Origin of the sequence: Oceanobacillus aidingensis (genome assembly GCF_042654105.1) — a bacterium.
Lineage (GTDB): Bacteria > Bacillota > Bacilli > Bacillales > Amphibacillaceae > Oceanobacillus > Oceanobacillus oncorhynchi.
The window spans coordinates 179900-192595 of record NZ_JBHSFT010000020.1 but is presented as its reverse complement, the minus strand read 5'-3'; the positions used below and the strand labels follow the sequence as shown (position 1 = coordinate 192595).

14 protein-coding genes and 1 tRNA gene are annotated in these 12696 nt (G+C 39.6%); 11 read left to right on the top strand and 4 right to left on the bottom strand.

The features are described from left to right. The first annotated feature begins 113 nt into the window (after positions 1–113). The 7 genes from ACFO3P_RS14085 (at position 114) to ACFO3P_RS14055 (ending at position 6667) form a co-directional block, all read left to right on the top strand. Positions 114–1112 carry a tetratricopeptide repeat protein gene (locus ACFO3P_RS14085; protein WP_289584407.1) on the top strand — a complete coding sequence of 333 codons (999 nt, stop codon included), beginning with the start codon at positions 114–116 and terminating at the stop codon, positions 1110–1112. Positions 1113–1195: 83 nt separating this feature from the next. Further along, positions 1196–2128, top strand: coding sequence for a thioredoxin-disulfide reductase (gene trxB / locus ACFO3P_RS14080; RefSeq protein ID WP_042530261.1), 933 nt, complete (start codon positions 1196–1198; stop codon positions 2126–2128). A 523-nt stretch (positions 2129–2651) separates the two neighbouring features. Continuing rightward, positions 2652–3539, top strand: a complete 888-nt coding sequence (gene rapZ / locus ACFO3P_RS14075; protein ID WP_084612854.1) for an RNase adapter RapZ — start codon at positions 2652–2654, stop codon at positions 3537–3539. Then, positions 3536–4486, top strand: coding sequence for a gluconeogenesis factor YvcK family protein (locus ACFO3P_RS14070; protein ID WP_042530263.1), 951 nt, complete (start codon positions 3536–3538; stop codon positions 4484–4486). Before rapZ ends, ACFO3P_RS14070 begins: the two co-directional genes overlap by 4 nt. Before the next feature lie 137 nt (positions 4487–4623). Then, entirely contained in the window at positions 4624–5574 is a 951-nt protein-coding gene (whiA, locus tag ACFO3P_RS14065) for a DNA-binding protein WhiA (RefSeq protein WP_042530265.1), read from the top strand. A 128-nt stretch (positions 5575–5702) separates the two neighbouring features. Then, positions 5703–5960, top strand: coding sequence for an HPr family phosphocarrier protein (locus ACFO3P_RS14060; protein WP_152655201.1), 258 nt, complete (start codon positions 5703–5705; stop codon positions 5958–5960). Positions 5961–6364: 404 nt separating this feature from the next. After that, positions 6365–6667, top strand: coding sequence for a leucocin A/sakacin P family class II bacteriocin (locus ACFO3P_RS14055; RefSeq protein ID WP_052484915.1), 303 nt, complete (start codon positions 6365–6367; stop codon positions 6665–6667). Between the two features lie 173 nt (positions 6668–6840). Here ACFO3P_RS14055 and ACFO3P_RS14050 read toward each other — a convergent pair. After that, positions 6841–6916: transfer RNA gene (locus ACFO3P_RS14050), tRNA-Arg, on the bottom strand. A 270-nt stretch (positions 6917–7186) separates the two neighbouring features. Here ACFO3P_RS14050 and clpP point away from each other — a divergent pair. Beyond that, a complete protein-coding gene (gene clpP, locus ACFO3P_RS14045; protein ID WP_040978891.1) occupies positions 7187–7771 on the top strand; it encodes an ATP-dependent Clp endopeptidase proteolytic subunit ClpP in 585 nt (194 codons plus the stop codon). Between the two features lie 76 nt (positions 7772–7847). Here the strand turns inward: clpP and ACFO3P_RS14040 are convergent, their stop codons facing one another. The 3 genes from ACFO3P_RS14040 to ACFO3P_RS14030 all read right to left on the bottom strand — a co-directional run bounded on the left by ACFO3P_RS14040 (position 7848) and on the right by ACFO3P_RS14030 (position 9425). Further along, positions 7848–8390, bottom strand: a complete 543-nt coding sequence (locus tag ACFO3P_RS14040; protein ID WP_042530395.1) for a shikimate kinase — start codon at positions 8388–8390, stop codon at positions 7848–7850. A 28-nt stretch (positions 8391–8418) separates the two neighbouring features. Then, a complete protein-coding gene (locus ACFO3P_RS14035; RefSeq protein WP_042530397.1) occupies positions 8419–8814 on the bottom strand; it encodes an RNase H family protein in 396 nt (131 codons plus the stop codon). 107 nt (positions 8815–8921) lie between these two features. Continuing rightward, positions 8922–9425 carry a FixH family protein gene (locus ACFO3P_RS14030; protein ID WP_289584406.1) on the bottom strand — a complete coding sequence of 168 codons (504 nt, stop codon included), beginning with the start codon at positions 9423–9425 and terminating at the stop codon, positions 8922–8924. 141 nt (positions 9426–9566) lie between these two features. Here ACFO3P_RS14030 and ACFO3P_RS14025 point away from each other — a divergent pair, with 141 nt between their 5' ends. From ACFO3P_RS14025 to ACFO3P_RS14015, 3 genes are all read left to right on the top strand, one after another. Beyond that, the gene (locus ACFO3P_RS14025) at positions 9567–10451 is read left to right on the top strand and encodes a fumarylacetoacetate hydrolase family protein (protein WP_042530402.1); all 885 of its coding nucleotides are present in this window, start codon (positions 9567–9569) and stop codon (positions 10449–10451) included. Positions 10452–10529: 78 nt separating this feature from the next. Further along, positions 10530–11825, top strand: a complete 1296-nt coding sequence (gene rpoN / locus ACFO3P_RS14020; RefSeq protein WP_042530404.1) for an RNA polymerase factor sigma-54 — start codon at positions 10530–10532, stop codon at positions 11823–11825. Beyond that, positions 11818–12045 (top strand): glutaredoxin family protein, encoded by a 228-nt coding sequence (locus ACFO3P_RS14015; RefSeq protein ID WP_052484923.1) that lies wholly within the window; start codon positions 11818–11820, stop codon positions 12043–12045. Before rpoN ends, ACFO3P_RS14015 begins: the two co-directional genes overlap by 8 nt. Positions 12046–12696 lie beyond the last annotated feature (651 nt).

Genomic DNA, 12696 nt, shown 5'->3' with positions numbered 1-12696 from the left:
AAGGAAACAAAAAATAAGATGCACGCCAGATCGTGCGTCTTATTTTTTATGGGAATCTGCTATATTCTATGGTATACTTTTCTCGACTGTCTTTAAGAACGGGGGATTGATTCATGCTAAGAAGGAAAAATAAGAAGACAACTGCAAATAACGTAACCCCATTTATTCCTGAAGGCGACTTTTACTATACAAAGGGTGTCGAAGCATTTAAGAAAAGGAAGTTTGATATTGCGATTAAATGGATTCAAAAAGCAATTGAGGACAAGCCTCATTTTCCTTTATATAAATGTCAGTTATCCATTATTTATACAGAAACCGGTGCTTATCATAAAGCCAATCAGCTGCTGACAGAAGTGCTGCAGACTGGAGAGTATATTGATTGTTATTATTTAGCTGCCAACAACTATGCGCATCTTGGATTGCTTCAAGATGCCAAAAAGTATGCGCAGATGTATTTAGATAAAAAACCAGAAGGCGACTTCAGTAATGATGCTGCGCAGCTTCTTGACTTCATTGAAATAGAGGATGAAGAGGAAGAAAATTTTTCTCTGGAGGATGAGGATGAACTGATTGTCCTGCAGGAGACTGCATTTTATCATATGGAGCATGATGAATGGGAAAAAGCAATTCCGTTTATTGAGGAGCTCATGGAAAACTTTCCGGATCAGAAGCTGGCTGTCCATGATTATGCCCAGGCCTTATTCTATACAGGAAGAAAAGAAGAGGCGATGCATATTGAAGAAGATATGCTCGTGGACTATCCCAACAATTTGCACAGCCATTTAAATTTAGCCCTGTTTTATTATGAAACGAGAGAGGCAGATTATCAGACGCATATCGACATTATAAACAATATTTATCCGATGCATGAAGAACAAAAGCTGCGGATTGCGGAAGTCTTTGCGAAAACAGCAAATTATGGTTTAGCTTATGAACGGTATCAAAATATTTCTGGGGAGCAAGCTAAAAGAAGAGCATCCTATTATAAATGGTATAGCATCACAGCTTATCAATCGGGAAACCCAAGCAAGGCATTGCGTTTATGGGAAGAGGGTTTGAAGCGGCATCCCAAGCTGTCAGAAGAAGAAGGGCCTTGGGCGATAAAAAAATGAGCAAAAAGATAGACGTTAAATCTTAATTTCATTACACTATACGGTGGAATAAGAATATTATAAGGATAAAGGGGCGGGATTGAATGTCCGAAGAGAGAATATATGATGTGATTATTGCCGGAGCTGGACCAGCAGGTATGACAGCTGCTGTGTATGCTTCACGGGCAAATTTAGATACACTGATGCTGGAACGCGGAATTCCGGGAGGCCAGGTGGCAAATACAGAAGATGTAGAGAACTATCCTGGATTTGACCATATTTTAGGACCGGACTTGTCGAATAAAATGTTCGATCATGCTAAAAAGTTTGGCGCAGAATATGCATACGGTGATATTAAGTCGATTGAAGATCATGGCAAATATAAAACCATTTATGCAGGAAAAAAAGTTTATCATACTAAAGCTTTGATTATTGCAACTGGAGCACAATATAAGAAACTCGGCATTCCGGGCGAAGAAGAGCTTGGCGGACGCGGTGTGTCTTATTGTGCCGTTTGTGACGGTGCTTTCTTTAAAGAGAAAGAACTGGTTGTTGTCGGCGGGGGAGACTCTGCAGTAGAAGAAGGCGTGTATCTGACAAGATTCGCAAGCAAAGTAACCATTGTACACCGCCGTGATGAATTGCGGGCACAGCGCATTCTTCAGGATCGCGCATTTAACAACGATAAAATTGAATTTATTTGGGATACGATAGCTGAAAAAATTAACGGTCCAGAGGGAAAAGTCAGCAGCATTTCATTAAAAAATGTAAAAACGGATGAAGTATATGACTTCCCAACAAGCGGTGTATTTGTTTATGTCGGTATGCTTCCTTTAAATGATCCATTTACGGATTTAGGGATTACGGATGAAGAAGGATATATTCCTACATCTGAAAATATGGAAACGAAAATACCTGGTATTTTTGCAGCTGGAGATATCCGTGCAAAAGACCTCAGACAAATTGTTACAGCTACAGGCGATGGAAGTATCGCAGCGGAAACAGCAATTAAATATGTAGAAACATTAGAAGATTAATTAGCAAAATTGTCGTATTTTAGGAGATGCATAATACGATAGTTATTGGAAATTGTCGAAAATACAAATCATATCCATCTTTGGTTAGGATTTGTATAAAAAAATTAATCTATGGTAACTGCATCTTAACGTTGCTGTAACACGCATGAAACAATGAAAGGGTATTATAGAGTTAACTAATTGACCCCCTTTTAATAGATAGATTAGTTTTGGGACAGGTGACTCACCTGTCCATTTTTTTGTTTAAATGGAAAAAAGGAGAGTGTCTCAGCTGCGGCGAAGTTTCACAGGTCAGCTATATAAGAGAAGGGATATCTTCGTACCGGTGTTCGCAGCCCAAACGAAGGCATTCACTCAAAGGCTTGGCGAATGTCAGGTTTTCTAATATAATTGAACTAAGATGTAAGAAGCACGATAACAAGGGGCGGGCTGCTAAAACCTCAGATAACTTCTTTGGGGCTGCAGTACCCATACCTGTAAAAAGCAATTGTGTGTTGGAAGAGGACTGAAAGGGGAGAGTTTAGTGAATCAGGAAAAAGAAACAAAGCTCGTTATTATTACGGGGATGTCAGGAGCCGGAAAAACAGTTGCAGTGCAAAGCTTTGAAGATTTAGGTTATTATTGTGTAGATAATTTACCTCCTGCGCTTCTTCCCAAATTTCTAGAATTAATGAAGGATGCTTCGAACACCATTCAAAAAGTGGCGCTCGTCATGGACCTGCGGGGAAGAGAATTTTTTGATTCCTTATACAAGGCATTGGATGCAATCAGCCATACACCATGGATTCAAAGCCATATCCTGTTTTTAGATGCGGAGGATGAAACGCTGGTGACAAGATATAAAGAAACCAGACGCTCTCATCCATTAGCTGTCGGCGGACTGCCTTTAAATGGCATCCATCAAGAGCGTATTATTATCGATGAGCTGCGCGGCCGTTCACAGCGGATTATTGATACGTCAAAACTCAAGCCGAGAGATTTGCGTGAAAAGATTCTCCAATTGTACAAGGAAGAAAAACAAGAAGTATTTTCCACTCATTTTGTATCCTTTGGGTTTAAATATGGAATTCCAATTGATGCGGATTTAGTTTTCGATGTACGTTTTCTGCCGAATCCGCATTATGTATCTGCACTGCAGCCATTGACCGGACTAAATCAGGAAGTAAATTCCTATGTGTTTAAATGGTCAGATACGAAATTGTTTGTAGAGAAATTAAATGATTTATTCCGTTTTATGCTCCCGCAGTATAAAAAAGAGGGGAAGTCACAGTTAGTTATTGCCATTGGCTGTACGGGCGGACAGCACCGTTCTGTTGCTTTAGCCGAATACTTCTCCAAGCAATTCAGCGATGATTATATTACCCATGTCAGCCACAGAGATATTGAAAAGAGAAAGGCCAAAACCTCATGAGCGATATCCCGAAAATAACAGCGATTGGCGGAGGGACAGGAATGCCGGTTTTGCTTCGCGGGTTGAAGGATTTGCCCGTAGATCTGACTGCTGTTGTGACGGTAGCAGATGACGGGGGAAGTACAGGAAGAATTCGTTCCGAGATGGAAATGCCGGCACCAGGAGATATCCGGAATGTGATTGCAGCTCTGTCTGATGCAGAGCCGATGCTTTTAGAGCTTTTTCAACATCGGTTTCAGCAGGGAAACGGGTTGACAGGGCATTCATTAGGTAATCTATTATTGGCAGCAATGACTTCCATGACTGGTAATTTTAATCAAGGAATAAAAGAAATTTCCCGGGTGCTTAATGTAAAAGGAAATATCTATCCGATTTCAAACGATAACATGTCTTTGCATGCGATTATGGAGGATGGAGAGATTATTCATGGGGAATCCAATATTCCTCTGTCCGGCAAACGGATTAAACGGGTCTTTCTAGAGCCGCAGCCGCTGCAGCCATTACCTAACGCTGTGGAATCAATTCAAAAAGCAGATTTAATCGTAATTTCTCCAGGGAGCCTTTATACCTCAATTATGCCGAATTTAATTGTTCCAGAAGTGAAGGAAGCATTATTAAATACAAAAGCAAAGATTGTGTACGTTTGTAATATCATGACACAATATGGAGAAACAACGAATTATTCTGCAGCAGATCATGTCCAAGCGATTCATGATCATGTCGGCGATGATTGTGTTGATTATGTGATTGTTCATGATCAGCCAATCGATGCAGAAACGCAGGAGATTTATAAAGAAGAGCAGGCGTTTCCGGTAGTAGCAGATAGTTCCCGTTTAGAAGCGATGAATGTCCAGGTTTTTCCTGGTAATATTGTCGTGAAGCATAAAGATGGAACTCTCCGTCATAATAATGATAAAATAGCTAAAATGCTTTATAAATTTTTATAGTAGTGAGTGTTCAAAAAGTACGATGAAAAAGACAAGGAAGTCAGATTCAGTGGGGTATGCAGGATTATTCCGCTGAATACAGTTTCATTGAATAAACGTATCAAGGCGTGTTCGAAAAGGGGAAGGAGCGTGATACAATGTCCTTCGCATCAGATATTAAGAAAGAACTAACCGCTATTCAATCGGATTCTTGCTGTCAGTTTGCTGAACTAGCTGCATTAGTTCGAATGAATGGCGTTATTTCTATATCAAAGCAAGGTTATGTACTGGATGTTCAAACAGAGAATGCAGCAATTGCAAGGCGTATTTACACATTAATCAAACAAAATTATACGTTGCCGGTGGAGCTGCTTGTCCGTAAAAAAATGAAGCTGAAGAAAAATAATGTATATATCGTCCGTATGAAAAATGGTGTTCAATCTTTATTAGAGGATTTGAATCTAATGGAAAATCAATACCAGATTGTCCGGACCATTTCAGAGAAATACCTAAGAAAAGAATGCTGCCGAAAAGCATATTTACGCGGAGCGTTTTTAGCTGGCGGATCAATGAATAACCCGGAAACCTCCTCCTATCATTTGGAGATTTTTAATTATTATGAGGAGCATGCAGAAGCATTAAAAACATTGTTTAATGCATATGATTTACATGCAAGAACCTTAGAGCGCAAAAATGGTTATATCGTCTACATCAAAGAAGCCGAAAAAATTACTACGTTTTTAAGTGTCATTGGAGCACATCAAGCATTATTAAAATTTGAAGATGTACGCATTGTCCGTGATATGCGTAATTCTGTCAATAGACTGGTGAATTGTGAAACCGCGAACTTAAATAAAACTATCGGCGCAGCATTCCGTCAAATTGAAAACATTAAATTGATTGAGCGGACAGTTGGATTGGATCAGCTGCCGGAAAAATTACAGGAAATAGCTAAGCTCCGTATTCAATATGAAGAAGTTTCCTTAAAAGAATTAGGGGAACTTGTTACCAGCGGGACGATTTCTAAATCAGGCGTGAATCATCGTTTGAAAAAAATTGATGAATTTGCAGAGAAAATCAAACGTGGCGAACTGCAGCTTGGTAATTAATGCTAGTATCCGAAGAATATGATATAATGCAGTAAATATCATGGAACATCGCCGAAAGAAAGACGCAGAATTTTTTCTGCTTCCTAAAAAAAATGGAGGCGTTTACTTAAGACAGGAGAGTGAATTTATTGGTTGAGAAAACAGTGAAAATCGAATTAGATTCAGGACTACAAGCGAGGCCAGCTGCCTATTTTGTACAAGAGGCCAATCGATTTGATTCACACATATTTTTAGAGAATGATCATAAAAAGGTTAATGCCAAAAGCATTATGGGATTAATGAGCCTGGCTCTAACAAAAGGAGAAGAAATCAAGCTTATTATCGAAGGAGAAGATGAAGAAGAGGCGATGGAATATTTAACAAGCCTTGTACGTGAAAAAGTTTAATGCCGTATAACGAACTTTGCTTTATTTAACAGATAAACAAAGCACCAAATAGTAAAACCTCAGCTAAAAAAGTCCTTCTTAAAGGCGAGTTACATTGCTCAATTTTAAGGGGGCTCTTATTTATATAGCATTATATAATTTCTGGAGCACCTATAAGTATTACAATTTGACTGCTTCAAATATAAATAAACTTAGTTTTCTGTTATTAAAAAGTGACTTCATTTCCAAAGAAACAGGAGTTGACCGTATCTTGGATAAATCCCTATCTAAATAATAGAAGGTGAAGTGTAAAACGCCGCTGCGGCGGACTATTTTGCTTTCCATTCTTCATGGTAACTTGTTGAATCTTCGCAAAAGTTATGTTAGGTTGAGAGACAAATCATTATATAAAGGGAGTGCCTGTGATGAAAAAGAGAATGAAATTAGGGTTAGCAGCCTTAACGTTAGGATTATCCGCTATTTCAACCTCAGGAGTTCAAGCAGCCTCGACAGATTATGGAAATGGTGTTCATTGCGATGAAAAAACTTGTTCAGTAAACTGGAGCGAAACATTTCAACAATCAACAGATAGAGCGATAGAAAGCTGGGCAACGGGACTGACATCAGCGCCTGCTAAAGCTAAATCTGCTATTGAGTCCAACTATAAATCAAGTAATGATTCTAACCGGCCAGAGTCAGGTACGACAACTGGCAGTCCCTCTTTTTAATTAGGCAAGGGGTATCACGGTATCACATATAGGAAAATAGAGTATTCATTCGCAACCGAGTGGAAAAGCCTGGCGGTGTTTGAGGAAAGATAGCACCAAACTTCTGGAAGACAGAAAAAAAGACAAGGGAAGCAAACATCTTTATCCCTTGTCTTTTTATTAACTTTATCTAGCGCGCCCAGAGGGATTCGAACCCCCGGCAAACCTGGTACCGGAAACCAGTGCTCTATCCAGCTGAGCTATGGGCGCATCTCATTGAATTAAAAACACAATCTTAATTATACATAGGAAGTTCCTTTGAGACAAGTCCTTTTTATATAATTTAGATGAAAAATTATTTTATGCGTCTTTCAATAAGTTTAAATGGTTCATGTTTAACAAACATAAAATCGGGAAGGATGGTTAAAGTAGAAATTTGGTGAAACTTTTTGTTTGACCTTCATTGACCAATGAGCTATCATATAAAGTATAGAAAAAATCATCAGCCATTAACGTTGGCAACTTAAGGAGGATTTTTAAATGAATTTAGTACCTACAGTTATTGAACAAACAAATCGTGGTGAACGCGCATATGATATTTACTCCCGCTTATTAAAAGACCGGATTATTTTACTTGGCAGCGGCATTGATGACAATGTAGCCAACTCTATTGTAGCACAGCTTTTATTCTTAGAAGCAGAAGATCCAGGAAAAGATATCTCTTTATATATTAATTCTCCTGGTGGTTCTATCACAGCTGGTATGGCTATTTTTGATACCATGAACTTTATTAAGTCAGATGTATCTACCATCTGCATCGGTATGGCAGCTTCTATGGGTGCTTTCCTGCTTAATGCCGGAGAGAAAGGCAAACGTTTTGCATTGCCAAACAGTGAGATTATGATTCACCAGCCTTTAGGCGGTACGCAGGGACAGGCAACAGATATTGAGATTCATGCAAATCGAATTATCGAGATTAAAAAACGTATGAACCGCATCATGTCTGAAAATACTGGTCAGCCTTTAGAAGTTATTGAACGTGATACAGAGCGTGATAAATTCATGAGTGCAGAACAGTCTAAAGAATATGGCATCATAGATGATATCTTTGAGCGCAAAGCGTAAACATTAATAAATCATGAAATCGAAAAAAACAGGCTAGGGTGACCTTAGCCTGTTTTTTACGTGCAATTTCTTGTTTTTAAGCGTAAAGCTCCCATGCTAATTTTAAGGAATCGGCAATATAATCTGCAATTTCTTCAATTTCTTGATTATCTGTCACTACACGGGAGTGATGCTGTCCATAAATTGGCTGCCTATCATCAAAAAGCTGTTTGATTTCCTCCATATTCTTCCCCTGTAGAACGGGGCGGCTGTCAATCAGCAGGCTGATTCGATCCTTCCAGCTGTCCCAAGACAGGTCGAGAAAGAATATTGTAGTGGTTGCGAGACAGACATCCTGTACTTCTTTTTGAAGAAAAGCGCCGCCGCCTAAAGAGATAACCTTTAATTTCTTATGGCATATTTCAGAAATAATTTCTTTTTCATGCTGACGGAAGACGGCTTCTCCATATTTCGCAAAAATCTCTTTCGGAGGCATTCCGAATCTGCGCTCAATTTCTTCATCGATATCAATAAAATCACGATACAGTTTTTTGGCAACAGCTTGACCAATGGTTGTTTTTCCAACACCCATAAATCCAATTAGTACAATACTTTGTTCCTTTAATGGTATTTCTCTCATATGACATTCCCCCTCGTCATCCAGCACGTTACGATGATTGCTGATGGATTGCTTTTCTTGCCAATTGGTCTGCTCTGCTATTTTCTTTTTCCGGTATCCATTTAATAAATAAGAATGGAAAGTCTGCTGCTTCAGCCTGGATGATTTCAAGCAAAGGAAGAAATTGTTTGTTTTTGGTTCGTCCTTTATCAATCACGTCTGCGGCTACTTTAGAGTCAGTTCGAAAAGATAAGATTTCTTCAGGGAAGTTCATCTTACAAATTTTTAATGCTTCTATGATAGCGTGAAACTCGGCTTCATGATTGGACATATAAGGTAAGGGGACAGTATATTCCAGCTTCTTTTCCCCAGCCTTTATATAAATGCCGGCTCCGCTTTTTTCTGTATTCACGTTTGTAGCGCCGTCTGTATAAACCTGAATCAAAGCATATCCCCCCGCCAAATCGTTCTTTTCTATATTCATATTATAACGAATTTTAAATCAAAAAGGAATGCGTGCGGGCCAGGAATGGCTTGAAAAATGATGCTAAATTATTCCTCTTCCTGATTATGTTCGTCTGCATCATGACCGTGTTCATGGTGCTCATGATCCATCTCATCATGGGCTTCTTCTTCCGATGGCTCTGCATCACCGGCAATAACCGTTTTCAATGGCATGACATGCAGCTCCCTTGCGGTAGTATGAGCATACATTTCATAAACTGCTTCTTCTTCAAAGGTAAAGCTGGCTGTATAGGTGCCGTCCTCTTGATGAACGCCTTCGATTTCCACACTGTCATCCGCATGCCCCTGTGTCCATACCTCGAATAACACTTCACGAGCATCTTCTACAGGCTCGTCGTCAAAGGTGACATGAGCTGTTAAATCAATGGTTTCTCCGACTTCAACATGCCCCGGCACATCGAAATCTACTTCCAGAACAGGCAGTTCCATGGAATCCGTGTCATCTTCCTCTGCTGTATCCGCTTCATTATTTGAGCAAGCAGCTAAAGCAGCCATCAGAACGATGAGGATAAAAAATATTTTTTTCTTCATTATTATGTATACCCCTCTCTATTATTGTCTCCCGACACCTAGTATAGCATGACCAGCCAAAGGAGAGGTTGAATAAATTATGACATATTTATTCCTTTCCAACTCTAACTCTACTATAATGAGGGAAAGGGAGGAATAGACATGAAACTAGTAGCTTATCGGAAAAACAAAGATGAAAATTATCGTGTTGGTGTTTTAACAGATGCGGAATCCATTGCAGATGTGGAAAGCCTGTCGCAGCAATTTGGAGGAAAATCACTTCCTGCGAATCCTAGTGAATTTTATGCACATGCATCCGAATACATAGAAGCGTTGCAGAAAATACTTCCAGAAACGGGCAGATATGAAAACCTTTCCCTTCAGGATGTGCAATTGGGAATGCCGCTCGGAGAAGCGAGAAAGGTTATTTGCGTTGGAAAAAACTATCAGGAGCATGTTCATGAAATGAAATCAGATATACCTGATTTTCCTGTTTTATTTGCGAAATTTGATAATGCTATTATTGGGCCGGAGGATGATATTTATTATCCTTCAATAACTGAAAAATTAGATTATGAAGCAGAATTAACCATTGTCATTGGAAAAACAGCTTCTAAAGTGAAAAAAGAAGATGCTTTTGATTATATTGCCGGCTATACCCTTGCCAATGATACCTCCGCACGTGATTTGCAAAAACGGACGCCGCAATGGCTGCAGGGGAAATCACTGGATCATACCACGCCGGTAGGGCCATGGGTTGTGACAAAGGAGGAAGTGGATAATCCGCATGAATTAGCTATCCGCTCCTATGTAAATGGGGAGGTGCGCCAGTCTTCTAATACAGCGCATCTTATTTTTGATATCCCTTTCCTTATAAATTTTATTTCTGAAATCATGACGCTGGAGCCGGGAGATATTATTTTAACCGGAACGCCGCATGGTGTCGGTTTAGCAATGGAGCCATCCGGCCTGCTTCAGGAAGGAGACCGGGTGAAGTTAGAAGTAGAAGGAATTGGAACTATGGAAAACCAGGTGAAGAAAGTATAATATCTGTATAGGGTAATACAGGGAACGGCAGCAATACGAAAAAAATGATTTCCTACTGAAATGCATGGAGGTTAAAGCATGCAGCAGAGTCTGGTGTTAAAGCAAGCATTAGCTTGGAAAATGAATCAATCGCTTCATCAATCCATTGAAATCCTGCAGCTCTCTGGTATTGAATTATATGATCATGTACAAAGAATTGCTGAAGAGAATCCTTTGATTGAGGATATCCGTCCCATTGATCAGCAGGTGCTCAGTCAATTTCATGGAGAGACAAACGCATTTGAAAATATGAATGCTTCGAAAAAAAATATGTACGAGCAATTAAAAGAGAATGTGTACATGCTTTCTATTTCGGAGGAAAATTTAAAAAAGGCGGTTCTTTTTGGAATTGATTCCTTAAATGAAAATGGCTATCTGGATATTACTATGGAAGAGTGGGCTTCCGGCTGTCAGTTATCCATGGAAGAAATAGAACAGGCTCTATCCTATTTACAATCCCTTGAGCCGCCGGGAATTGGAGCCCGGAGCTTACAGGAGTGTATCCAGCTGCAATTAAAAGAAATGGATTGTGATTATCCCTTTTTAGAGGAGCTTTTTGAAAATGATTTGGTCCTGATAGCCGAGGAGGATGCCCAGGCTTTAGCTGAAGCCTACGGGATTACAGAAGAGGAAGCTGGCAGATTAATTTCGAATATGAAGCTTTGTCATCCGAATCCGGGTAAATTATTGGAGGAAGAAGAGACAGAATATATTATTCCGGAAGCGGCAGTGTTGAAGGAAAAGGGAGAGTGGCAGCTGTCCTTTTTCAATTGGTCAAGCCCTACTATTCAGCTTCGGGATGATATCCTGCAGGCTGATATGCCGAAAGAGGGAGCAGACTTTTTGAAGGAGAAGAAGAAGGAGATAGAGATGCTGGAGCAGGCGATCCAATACCGTGGGAAGACCTTGGAGCAGGTTTTGCATATTATTGTCAATAAACAATTATCCTTTTTTGAAGAAGGGATAACGGCATTAAAACCGTTAACCCTTCAGGAGATAGCGGATGTATTGGATCTGCATGTTTCAACGATCAGCCGGACCATCAGCAATAAATATCTGCAGACAAGTTTTGGTATCCTCCGAGTCAAATATTTATTGCAGCGTGAATCCCGGAAAGGGGGAGGAGTCGCCCGTGTGGTTGCGAAGCAATATGTACAGCAAATAATTGCGGAGGAAGACCAGACCCGCCCGCTTTCTGATGAAAAAATCCGCAGGAAACTGGAAGAGCTGTATCAGGTGCATGTAGCAAGAAGAACGGTGATGAAATACCGGGAAGAGCTGGGTATTCCCTCTTCCTCCAAGCGCAAAAGGAGAACGAGCAGAAATAATGATTAAATTTTATACAAAAACGAATTGTCCGCTATGTGAAGAAGCGAAGGGGTTATTAGATTTACTGAACACAGCTCCTATTCCTGTCGAGGAAATAGATATTTATCAATCAGATGATTTACTGGAAACGTATCAATTAATGATTCCTGTCATCGTTTATAAGAATAATGAATTATATGGAAATGATATCAGCATAGAAAATATCAGCAGACTGTTAGCTGAATAAAGGAAAAGGCATTCTCTAAAGCAAATGTAAGTGCTTTAGAGAATGCCTTTTTATTATATACTCAACTTTCACACATTAAAAAGTAACTTTATTTCCATAGAAACAGGAGTTGATTGTTCCTTCGCTAACACCCTTGATAAAGATATAGAAGGTGAAGTGTAAAGCGCCGCTGCGTCGGAAAGCGAGAGTGGTTGGCCGGAGCGGAGCTATGCATCATCACTAATTCCCAAATGGACGGATATTTAACCAAAAAGCAAGCATGGTAATGGAGAACATGCTCACCCTGGAATAGCAAGATATATATGCTTATTCTTAGGTGCGAATGTTGAGTTATATAGAAGTACCCCTGTCTGGATGGAAGAACAGAATGTGTATGGTTAAACGCTTATCATGTATTTCGGGACATTATTGACCCGGAAGAAATGTTTCAGCGCATATAAACATTAAAATTTTGTAAACATTCGATTCTGTGTTTAAGTTCATATGCAATGGGAATAGTAAACTGTATGCCTTTTTATGCTATAAGATTTAGCAGATGTTTTGGTAAGGAGGTAACCACACCCCGGGACATAATTGCTCTTCATCACAAAAGTATAACGAAAACACTCCTATGCTTTTTCGCATTTAACTGGCGGCAGGACAGGTTCCTTG

Excerpts from the sequence above, each read along its gene's own strand:
- ACFO3P_RS14085 (WP_289584407.1), top strand. The coding sequence starts at position 114 with ATGCTAAGAAGGAAAAATAAGAAGACAACTGCAAATAACGTAACCCCA.
- trxB (WP_042530261.1), top strand. The coding sequence starts at position 1,196 with ATGTCCGAAGAGAGAATATATGATGTGATTATTGCCGGAGCTGGACCA.
- ACFO3P_RS14070 (WP_042530263.1), top strand. The coding sequence starts at position 3,536 with ATGAGCGATATCCCGAAAATAACAGCGATTGGCGGAGGGACAGGAATG.
- whiA (WP_042530265.1), top strand. The coding sequence starts at position 4,624 with ATGTCCTTCGCATCAGATATTAAGAAAGAACTAACCGCTATTCAATCG.
- ACFO3P_RS14055 (WP_052484915.1), top strand. The coding sequence starts at position 6,365 with ATGAAAAAGAGAATGAAATTAGGGTTAGCAGCCTTAACGTTAGGATTA.
- clpP (WP_040978891.1), top strand. The coding sequence starts at position 7,187 with ATGAATTTAGTACCTACAGTTATTGAACAAACAAATCGTGGTGAACGC.
- ACFO3P_RS14040 (WP_042530395.1), bottom strand. The coding sequence starts at position 8,390 with ATGAGAGAAATACCATTAAAGGAACAAAGTATTGTACTAATTGGATTT.
- ACFO3P_RS14030 (WP_289584406.1), bottom strand. The coding sequence starts at position 9,425 with ATGAAGAAAAAAATATTTTTTATCCTCATCGTTCTGATGGCTGCTTTA.
- ACFO3P_RS14025 (WP_042530402.1), top strand. The coding sequence starts at position 9,567 with ATGAAACTAGTAGCTTATCGGAAAAACAAAGATGAAAATTATCGTGTT.
- rpoN (WP_042530404.1), top strand. The coding sequence starts at position 10,530 with ATGCAGCAGAGTCTGGTGTTAAAGCAAGCATTAGCTTGGAAAATGAAT.
- ACFO3P_RS14015 (WP_052484923.1), top strand. The coding sequence starts at position 11,818 with ATGATTAAATTTTATACAAAAACGAATTGTCCGCTATGTGAAGAAGCG.